Annotated in this window: 1 protein-coding gene; it reads right to left on the bottom strand. The window is 44.3% G+C overall.

Annotation, left to right across the window (positions count from 1 at the left end; genetic code table 11):
• Nucleotides 1–1,253 (bottom strand): choice-of-anchor I domain-containing protein (locus AC1DUA_RS38235; RefSeq protein WP_477504659.1); only part of this gene is annotated, 1,253 nt, incomplete at both ends.

Genomic DNA, 1,253 nt, shown 5'->3' on the forward strand with positions numbered 1-1,253 from the left:
TCCGATTGCGTTGTTTTCTTGGAACGAAACATAGGCTTTGGAGTTATCTTCAGAAATTGCGATATATTCCGGCTCCAAATCGAACACAGCATCCGCTTTCTGTCCTTCCCCTGTTACAGCACCAGTCGCTGGATCAGATGCACCGCGAATATGTACCTTAGCATCAATAACGGAGACATTATTGAATCTAACATTCGAAACCGTATCATTAGTTGTATCAACAATGGTGATGCTTCCTTCAGGATCAGCTCCGCTTGTGCGCGGCTCACCTTCATTGGCGGTCAAAATATATCGACCATCCGTTGTCGTTTTGATCATATCTGGCTGCACGCCTGCTACATAAGACTTCAGAACGTTACCGTCATAATCCATGACAAGGATTTTACCTGGCTTCTTGGAATCCAGCTCTTGAACAGATAACGAAATTCGTTTTGTCTTTGTATTGACATCCACACTTGTCAGATCTCCATATAAGAAACCTTCCTTTTCAACCAGATCCTTCATCGTGATGGTTTTCTCTTTGACTGGACCTTGTACAAGGTCTAAACGCACGATTTCCAAACTAGGTGGATTCCCCGAACCATTTACTAAATAAAACTTATTATTATCCTTGTTGTACTTAACAATTTCAGCTACACGGCCGTCTTTATTCGTAACACCTACAGCGAATTGTCCAATATTGGAGATGCTCAAAGCGTCATTAACAGCTTGTGGAGCCAGGACCGTTAAGGACAGATTCTGACCGTACTGTGCAAGTAAACTGTCTGTTACTTTAACGTAAACATTAGTTGTAACAGAAGTTCCTTGTGCAGGCGCACCGTACACTTCCCCTGTGGTCGAATTGATCGATAAGCCGTTTGGAAGGCCAGTGGCTGAGAAAGAATACGGTGGTTTACCGCCATAAACGCTCATCATCACGGAGTATGCCATTTGTTCGTAAGCAGCAGGCAAACTTGTGTTCGTATATCCTAATGGAAGAAACCATTGTCCATAAGCTCCGTATTTGGGGCCTTTTAAAGCTCTGTCTTGATCGGTTGTAGCGGCACCCGTGATATCGAACTGTCCGAAGTCAGCCTTATTATTATCCGTATCCCCTAGCGCTTTCCGACGGATGGATTTCTGTTTCGATGTACCTTCCGCGGATCCCTTCGGATAGTCAATCTCGTAACCATCTATCTCCGTTTGAATATCCGTATCGTCGCCATCATTGCTTCCCGTTCCGACCATATCTACATAACCAGCAGGCTTTGGAT

Source organism: Paenibacillus sp. 01T422 (genome assembly GCF_056398785.1).